Source organism: Bacillus sp. AFS073361 (assembly GCF_002567005.1).
GTDB lineage: Bacteria > Bacillota > Bacilli > Bacillales > Cytobacillaceae > Neobacillus.
Genome location: NZ_NUZU01000031.1, coordinates 181,896 through 190,212 on the forward strand (window position 1 = coordinate 181,896; position 8,317 = coordinate 190,212).

An 8,317-nucleotide genomic window follows, 5' to 3' on the forward strand; every position below is an offset into this window, starting at 1 on the left:
CTGACATTTTTATATTCACGTTTCGTTAAATCATAACAAAAAGAACCTATTTCTATAGGCTCTCTGAATACGTATTTTAGTAAAATTTATTTACTACTGTCCAACCACTGTTATCGCATCTGGGATTTTTTTAATTTATCGAACTGAATCTCCTTATTGATTGCGATTTACGTCTTTACTTCAAGATTCATTCTCCCCTCGTAGAATACCCCGCTATAGCAGGAAAACTCGCGAATTCCTTCCTTATGTCCCGAAACGAAATCCTAGCATTCCCTCTATCAATCTGACAATCTAGTGAATATTCTTGACAGTTCAATGGGTTTTGATAAAATGTTTTGGTATAGAATCGGATGGCTTCCTGATTGTTGGAAGCAAAGATAAAGACAAAGTCCTCCTGGTTCATCTTCAGGGAGTAGATGCCTACTTTATGAAAACCTAATACATTATTTAGAATCAATTCCTTTACTTTCTGATGGTCCGCTTGTTCTAAGTCTTTTATGGAAAAATCGTCCTCTAATGAAATTTTCTTCGCTGCTAGTAAATGGTGGATGTAATGGGCTAATGTTGATTCTTCATAACGTAAACACTCCATGTAAAGATCTTTCACACTCATGTGATTCACACCTCGTTATCTAATTTTTTTGGCGAAATAGCGGTCATTCCCCGGTTGGATTTATTCCTTCTGTTCCTCTATTCTCCCTGTATGCTGGTTGTAATTGACGGCGATGCTGCCAACCGGACCATTTCGATTTTTCGAAACAATGATTTCAAGCGATTTATTCTGAGATTCTTTGTTATAATACATTTCACGATAGAGGAACAAAATGACATCGGCGTCTTGTTCCACACTTCCCGATTCACGAATATCGGACATCATTGGCTTTTTATCGGCTCTTGATTCTACCGATCGATTGAGTTGCGCCAAGCAAATGACAGGACAATTAAAATCCTTCGCCAATGCTTTAAGAGATTTCGATATTTCCGTCACTTGGAGGTGGGAATTTCCACCATAGGATTGACCACAATGGATGAGCGTTAAGTAATCGATAAAGATGATTGGTTTTTTGTACGGAAATTGATGGATCATTTTTCGTGTTTTTGCTCTCATTTCCGCTATACTTTGGCCAGATCCATCAAAAATTTGCATATGGGTTTCAGAGAGTATGCCCATCACATCTGACCAACTATTTTTTTGGTCTTGAGTTAGCATTCGTTTCGGATTTCGCATTTTACTTCGATTGAAGTTCCCTGTCGAAGCAATCAGTCGAGAGGTAATCAGTCTTTCAGGCATTTCCAAAGAAAATACCAGCGGCAGATACCCAGCCCATCCTGACATTTTGGCAAAATGAAGCATCACATCGGTTTTTCCCATTGATGGCCTAGCGGCGATGATTGTCACTTCCCCATCTTGAAACCCTCCTGTCAAATGATCGAGCTTTTGGATCCCTGTGGTTGCGGTTATCAACTCTTTTTGATCTTCCCAAGGTGCCTCAAAGATATCTGATAACGCCTGTGTTAACGATGTGTGATCCTCCACTTTTAATTGGTTAATTTTATCTAAGTCAGAAATGACTTTTGCGATCTCCCAATCATTCATGGCTGCCAGGGTTAAGATGCTCCTTTTTTCTCGTTCCTTCCACAAATCAAGGATCAGTTTCTCCGTATTGTCGAACTTCTCCATGTCGGCATATGCTAACAATTCGGAAAGATAAGACATTCCCCCAAAGGATTCAAGGTCAGGCATGGTGGTAAAAGTGATTAAATCAATATTCTTGCCTGCTTGGGATAAATCTAGCATCCTTCGCATGATTTCTTTATGCCGGATACTTTCTAGCTGTTCAGGCTTGATTACCGTATCCATGAGTAAGTATTCGGCCTTCATCAGGCTTCCTAAAAATGCTTTTTCTGCCATACTCACCAGTCTTCACCTGCCGTAATATCAAAGTCAAAGCCACTTGGAATATCTCTTCCACGAGGAAAGGAATCCGTCGATTGCCAATGTTTTTGTACAGGATTTCGGCTCTCAATATAGGAATCAATTTCTTCTACGGACAGTAAGGATTCATTTTCCCAGTTTTTCAGAATACCAACCACATAGGTCAGTCTTCGCTTGTTATTGGCACAGGCAATATTCATCGCTTTTAAAATCACCGCTTTAGGATGTAAAAATTTAGAATCATCTAACCAGGCTAACAGCTGCTGTTTACCATTCAGGTTACTAAAACCAAATCCATTGTTGTCCCAAAACTCGACAATTTCCTTCACATCTACAAGTTCTTGATTATTATGTATGGTATGGTCGCTATCTGGATTACTCTCTATTTGGGAGTAAAGAACTTCTTGTTGTTTATCTTTTTCTTTATCTACTTCTTTATCTTTTTCTTGTCCACGTATCGTATGAGTTTTGGTCCACGTATCGTCCTTCTCTTCCCATACAGGAGTATGATCGTCAGCAAACTCATCTTGGTCATTACCTTTCATACTGAAACTAACCTTTTCTTTTTTACAAAAAGATTCATACAGGCTGCGGATTTCCTGTTTTTTAATCCACTCTGAAACATATTGAATTAATGAGGAATCTTTAACAGCTTTTAATTCAGAAGAAATACAATCCATCATTGGTTTCCCCGCTTTATCAAAGTTATTTTCTCCCCAGTTTTTAATAGCAAGTTCTCTCGTTTCAGGATTGTAGCGAATCAGCTGGTGATGCGTGATGAATCGTTCCATTAATGAATGAACACTTTCGATCGAATAGCCCATATCAAAGGCCATCTGCTTTTTCGTAATCTGATAGATTCCAATTTGAGTCGTACGCTGATTCGTTAAAAGATATAAATAAAAGTATCTGTCCTCTGGTGTCATTTCCTCCGAAACCATTGGATCCATCCAAAAATCAATCCGTACTTTTCTAAACTTTGCCATCCTCTACCACTGCCTTTCTTCTACTAAAATTCATTCATCTTTCATATAGAAAGAAATGAAGAAAAAGGTCATAGGATCTTCACTAGAATGTGAATTTTTAATGACACTCTTTCCTCACCATGTCCTTGGCAAGAGTTTTCAGTGTAAGCCCTTACTTCGGTACTTCTACAATATCGAGATCACCCAGGTAAAGCGAACGACCAAATTTCATATTTGAGGGCATTTTTAGTGCTCAAACGTCAAAAAAAGCCTCCAAATTTGATTTTTGGAGGCTTTTTTTGATGATTTGGTGATTTTTTAGGCTATTTTTTAAGTTGATAAAATAGAACATTTTTATGGATGTTCATTCCTTATTATCTTTGTTTAATTGCTTGCGTTTTTTGCCTCTCTAATACTTTTGTTAGGAGATTTTCATTTATCAATCATTTATTTGTAGTTAACCATACCTTTACTTCCTTTGTGATTTCTTCTGTATCTGGTCTCACCAAAAAATATCATCCATCGGTGGAATCCGTCTCTTTTCTATTTCCCTTACTTCCTCTGTTATTTCTTCTATACCATTAACAATGACTTTTTCAATGTATGTTCTCCGATAACCTGTTTCATGCATGATGCTTCGTATGTATTTGTGTGCAACGGTTGCCATTTCTTTTTTATTTCTAACTGGAAAACGTCCTTTAGCAACTAGCCCCGATCCTTCAATGATTAAATGCACTTCCAAGTTAAACTCCATTAGTAATCATCCTCTAATCATTTTGTAAGATTATTATAGAACAAATGTTCTATATTGTTCAAACAAAAAATCCTGAATTACTTTTCCAGACCCGATTTCTGCGTGAGTTGTTCAGCATATATGATAGAATAATGATAAAAATGTTAGGCAGGTTGAGGTAAGATGATAAATTCCCCTTATTTAAGAAGTGTAGCTTTAAAGCGAGAGGAAGTACCTGCATTTACGCATTATCCATTTAATCTTCCTAGTATTAGGTCGTTAAATCATCTTCCCTTTCATCCCAAGGTTACCTACCTGATTGGTGAGAACGGAATGGGGAAATCTACTTTATTGGAGGCGATCGCCGTTTCATTAGGGTTTAATCCCGAGGGAGGATCCTTTAACTTCAACTTTTCTACATTTGATTCCCACTCTGAATTAACAAATTATCTCAAGTTGATTAAGGGGATTAAAAAGCCAAAAGACGGTTTCTTTTTACGTGCGGAAAGCTTTTACAATGTGGCTTCGAATATTGAGGAATTGGATCAGGGGGGTGGAGGTCCGAAAATCATCAGCTCTTTCGGCGGACAATCTCTTCATGAACAATCGCATGGAGAAGCCTTCTTCTCCACCTTTATTCATCGTTTTGGAGGAAATGGAATCTATATCCTAGATGAACCTGAAGCGGCTCTTTCTCCTTTACGGCAAATGTCCATGGTTACTAGAATCCATGACTTAGTGAATCAACACTCCCAACTCATCATTGCCACCCATTCACCCATTATTATGTCGTATCCCGACTCACTCATCTATGAATTGAGCGAAGATGGAATCCAAGAGAAAAAACTGGAAGAAACCAATCATTTTCAGATCATGAAACAGTTTTTAAATGACCCTAAAAGGATGCTTCATCATCTTCTGGAATCATAAGTAGTGGTAGGAAACAAAGGGAAAGGAAGCACGTGTTCATGAACGGGTTCCTTTTCCTATCGCAAAACGGGAATTTAAAACTAAATATGACACTCCTTCTCGATTCAGGATGAGTTTTATAAAAGGTTTAATCGTTTCCGAATCCAGTGAACTACAACAAGTAAAACGGGAATCGCAACAAAGAATATAGGTAAGAGGAACTTTATAATCAATTCCCCTTCTTTAAAGTGCTCTGAAATATTACTTGCCTCTATTATGGAGCTTAAAAGAGCTATGAAGGCAATCGGAACTGCTAACTTTTGTTTATTTTCGATATTAAATATGTCCGATATAATATTAATCGCAGCTAAACAATAAATAGATATTTTAAAAAATACTCCAATAATCAGTGCAATAATTGCGAAAATATCTAGACGTTCTAATAATTCTCCTATGTGGGCATTTTGTATCATTCTTAATAGAGGAAAAGCAGAAGTCCTATAACCAGTTTCTCCAAGAACGGATATTTCAAGGGCATGAGTAAAGGTTAATATTAAGGTACTGAGCGTTAATGCTGCAACTCCAACTTTTCTTCCGGATTGAGTTTGATTTAAATTAGGAAAAATGACTGAGAAACAAAAGATTTCACCGAACGGAAACATTAATATATTGGGATAAGCTGACTTTAAGACAGGTTTCCATCCATTTTCAAGAATTGGTTGGAAATTGCCGATGTTAACTATATCGGATAATAACACTGAAATACTCCCCACTAAACCCAAACAAATAAAAACGACAAAGTAGAGCTCTGCTGTTCTAGCTAAAACTTCTACACCTTTGTATAGTGCATATATTGTTACAATAATCAACATCGTTTCAATAATAAACAGTGGAGTCTCGCTATATACGCTAGACACTAGTAATGCCCCAGTTTCCCTTAAATCTCTAGAAGAGAGATAAATGAAAAGCGTTGCATATACAAGGCTAACTATCCAGCCTAAATTTCTTCCAAGGATCTTTCGAGCATACCCACTTAAAAGAAGATTTGGATACTCACGAAATAGGTAATCATACAGTATAAATAAAACGATTCCCCCAACAGAGGCTAATATTACTGAAAGCCAGACATCTTTATCAGATGCAAATCCGATTGGAAGTACAAGTGCAGTACCCATTTCAAACAAAAAAATCAAAACGAATAATTGACCGGAACTAATTTTTTCTTTTTCCATTTCTCACTAATCCATCCTAAAACTCAATGATTTATGTTCTTTTTTTATTTTTAGTTCCAATTTGTATATTTCAGTTTCCTTCCACTAAAGGAAAAATATACAAATTTAGATGAAATAATAAAATCCTTTCTCAATCTTCGAGGTAGGACTTATACTAGCTGCTTAATATTCTCAATCACATATCTACACCTGATAATCTAATGCAGGTTTAATGAATTCCTTCCTCCACTAACCTGCTCCATTAGTTCAACAACAATGAAACATCCTTTAAATCGCAGCACCTCATTCTCTTGCTCCGTTCGTATAAAGTACAACTAAATATTGTAATAATATTCCTAATTCAGATTGGCACGAACGTTCATTCGTGTATAATTAAAATATGCTTATCAAAGGAGGTACTTTTATGAATTCAATTGAATTAATTATTTTAAACTTAAATGAAGTAAGAAGAAGAAGCATAAAAGTCTGGAGATCTATTCCTGATGAAAAACTAAGTTGGAAGCCAGATAATGAAGCAATGAATTGTCTAGAAATGGTCAGGCACGTACTGGAAAGCGAACATTATTATCACCTGGCACTTAAAAATCAAGGAAGTTTATCCGTTTTTAATTCGCCTTTTGAAAACAGACCTTTCACATCTGTAAATTCTGAATTGGAATTTGCCGAACCCTATCGTAATCAATTCATAAATACAATCAGATCATTTTCTGAAGAAGACTTAACTAATATTAAGATTGACCGTTCTGATGCAGGATACATAAGAGACCTGGGGGATATGCTCCTACGCATTGCGTATCACGAATCTGTTCATACTGGTCAGTTATTAGATTATTTAAGAACCGCAGGTGTTCCAAGAATCCGTATATGGGATTAGTGTGTAATATAGGTGCTTTCACTGTTGTGAAGCACTATTTTTATTGTTAGCTTTCCTGAATATCCTCTATATTTTCAAGGGATATTTAACAAACATTAGTTTGTAGTACTTTAATCCTTACTCATTGTTTCTTATCTTCTTTTGTGTCAATTGGTCGAACTGTGCATTAAATTGATATTTGCTATAAAGTAACTTGTCCCTTATAAAAAATAAAATGATATCTTTCAATGGTAGATAATTAACATTTTAAACTTCAGTATTTTCTACACAATAAACATTTGAAGAATTACAGGCGCTCCTTTAATTGGTACGTCTACTGTATTTAACTTTATTACTCCACTTTGAACATCGTAGTTTTCCTTAGGTTGTAATACTCCGTTTATAAAAAGATTCATGTACGATACTTCGCAAGGATCTAGAATTATTTTTATTCCAATTTCATTAATTCCATCTTCTTCTTTAAAAATTCTTTTATATCCATTTGAAATTGTATAAAACTCAATTACTTCAACCTTTTTAGGGAGCCGATAGCGAATCTCTTCTGAAGGAATAATGGGAATTTTTAAAAATGGCTTTGTTAAGTCATTTATTTTATTTTCCATTGTTTAGTCGCTCCCAACATTTCTATATTTTCTCTCCCTCAATATTTTATAAATTAGATTTTAAAATGTGATTGAATTTTTTTACTTCTGTATTAAGGTCTATACAACAAATTTTCAACAACATACAATAATTAATGATTTGAGAGGAGGTGTTTTTATTGCCACTAAAAATAATGAAACTTGCTATTACTGCAACTTCAACTGTTGATACATTTCCAACTGTTGAAAGGTTCTTTAATGAAGTAGCTGCTACTGTAACAGGTGCAGGGACCTTAACCATTGCTGTTGGAGACTTCTGGACTGATACAGGAGCAAATGCCACTACACTCCCAGCTTTAGCAACTGATAATAGTTACTTTAATGTTTATGTTAACGGTGTACTTCAGATGGAGGATTTATTAGCCTATACACCTGGAGGTACAGGCGTAGGACAATTAGTCATTACAGTACCTGCTGGTTCTACTATTGAAGAAAATTCCCCAGTTGTGTTAGCTATCACTAATTTCGCCCCAACAAGTGATACAACTATTATCACTTAATCCAATGGTGACCTCTGAAGTGTTTATTCAGGGGTTTTACTTTTGTGCATAACGATTTTCTTTATGTTAATAAAGGAGAAAAAACGGTGCCTTAAGCTCCTTTTTTTTTATGCATTTTGTGTCAAATACGCATTTAACGTTTTTTTCTTCAACTAAACTCCCTCTATATAGAAAGGAAATTCTCACGATTTCTCTTGTTTTCTCCAAATTTCGTAGTAGCTTATCTTAGAATCCATTTGAGGATTGGAATTATAATGTACTAAAGGGTAATTTTGGAGGCAAAGTGAAAAAGAAACTTATAGTTAACCAACTAAATAGGGTACTGTTAATCAAGGTAGAATTAGCAATTCTATATAAAATAATTTTGAGTTATTCATTATACACCTCCAAAATTTATTGTGTGTACTTTTTTACCAATTTATCAAGATACTTTCTAAACTGCCCGATAGTTCAATAACAAAAAGGGATCGCCGCAGCAACCCCATCTTTCAGTCGATAGTTTAAGTGCGGTGTTTGTCAAGAAAGTT

At 35.6% G+C, this 8,317-nt stretch carries 9 protein-coding genes; 3 read left to right on the forward strand and 6 right to left on the reverse strand.

The features are described 5' to 3' along the window. Positions 1-187: 187 nt before the first annotated feature. The 4 genes from COJ96_RS15710 to COJ96_RS15725 form a co-directional block, all read right to left on the reverse strand. The gene (locus COJ96_RS15710) at positions 188-613 is read right to left on the reverse strand and encodes a hypothetical protein (RefSeq protein ID WP_098574745.1); all 426 of its coding nucleotides are present in this window, start codon (positions 611-613) and stop codon (positions 188-190) included. Positions 614-673: 60 nt separating this feature from the next. Beyond that, the gene (locus COJ96_RS15715; RefSeq protein WP_257148535.1) at positions 674-1,912 is read right to left on the reverse strand and encodes a replicative DNA helicase; all 1,239 of its coding nucleotides are present in this window, start codon (positions 1,910-1,912) and stop codon (positions 674-676) included. Positions 1,913-1,914: 2 nt separating this feature from the next. Further along, the gene (locus COJ96_RS15720; protein WP_098574747.1) at positions 1,915-2,922 is read right to left on the reverse strand and encodes a DnaD domain protein; all 1,008 of its coding nucleotides are present in this window, start codon (positions 2,920-2,922) and stop codon (positions 1,915-1,917) included. Between the two features lie 481 nt (positions 2,923-3,403). Continuing rightward, on the reverse strand, positions 3,404-3,655 hold the full coding sequence (locus COJ96_RS15725; protein ID WP_098574748.1) for a hypothetical protein: 252 nt from the start codon (positions 3,653-3,655) through the stop codon (positions 3,404-3,406). Positions 3,656-3,817: 162 nt separating this feature from the next. Here COJ96_RS15725 and COJ96_RS15730 point away from each other — a divergent pair, with 162 nt between their 5' ends. Then, positions 3,818-4,564 carry an AAA family ATPase gene (locus tag COJ96_RS15730; protein ID WP_098574749.1) on the forward strand — a complete coding sequence of 249 codons (747 nt, stop codon included), beginning with the start codon at positions 3,818-3,820 and terminating at the stop codon, positions 4,562-4,564. A 116-nt stretch (positions 4,565-4,680) separates the two neighbouring features. On the opposite strand, the gene COJ96_RS15735 is transcribed toward COJ96_RS15730, so the two are convergent. Then, the gene (locus tag COJ96_RS15735; RefSeq protein ID WP_098574750.1) at positions 4,681-5,775 is read right to left on the reverse strand and encodes a GerAB/ArcD/ProY family transporter; all 1,095 of its coding nucleotides are present in this window, start codon (positions 5,773-5,775) and stop codon (positions 4,681-4,683) included. 403 nt (positions 5,776-6,178) lie between these two features. Here COJ96_RS15735 and COJ96_RS15740 point away from each other — a divergent pair, with 403 nt between their 5' ends. Beyond that, entirely contained in the window at positions 6,179-6,649 is a 471-nt protein-coding gene (locus tag COJ96_RS15740; protein ID WP_098574751.1) for a DinB family protein, read from the forward strand. 263 nt (positions 6,650-6,912) lie between these two features. On the opposite strand, the gene COJ96_RS15745 is transcribed toward COJ96_RS15740, so the two are convergent. Continuing rightward, positions 6,913-7,251, reverse strand: coding sequence for a DUF4183 domain-containing protein (locus COJ96_RS15745; RefSeq protein WP_098574752.1), 339 nt, complete (start codon positions 7,249-7,251; stop codon positions 6,913-6,915). Positions 7,252-7,409: 158 nt separating this feature from the next. Between COJ96_RS15745 and COJ96_RS15750 the strand changes: the two genes are divergently transcribed. Continuing rightward, positions 7,410-7,790: a DUF4183 domain-containing protein gene (locus COJ96_RS15750; protein WP_098574753.1), complete on the forward strand. Its 381-nt coding sequence runs from the start codon at positions 7,410-7,412 to the stop codon at positions 7,788-7,790. Positions 7,791-8,317: the final 527 nt, after the last annotated feature.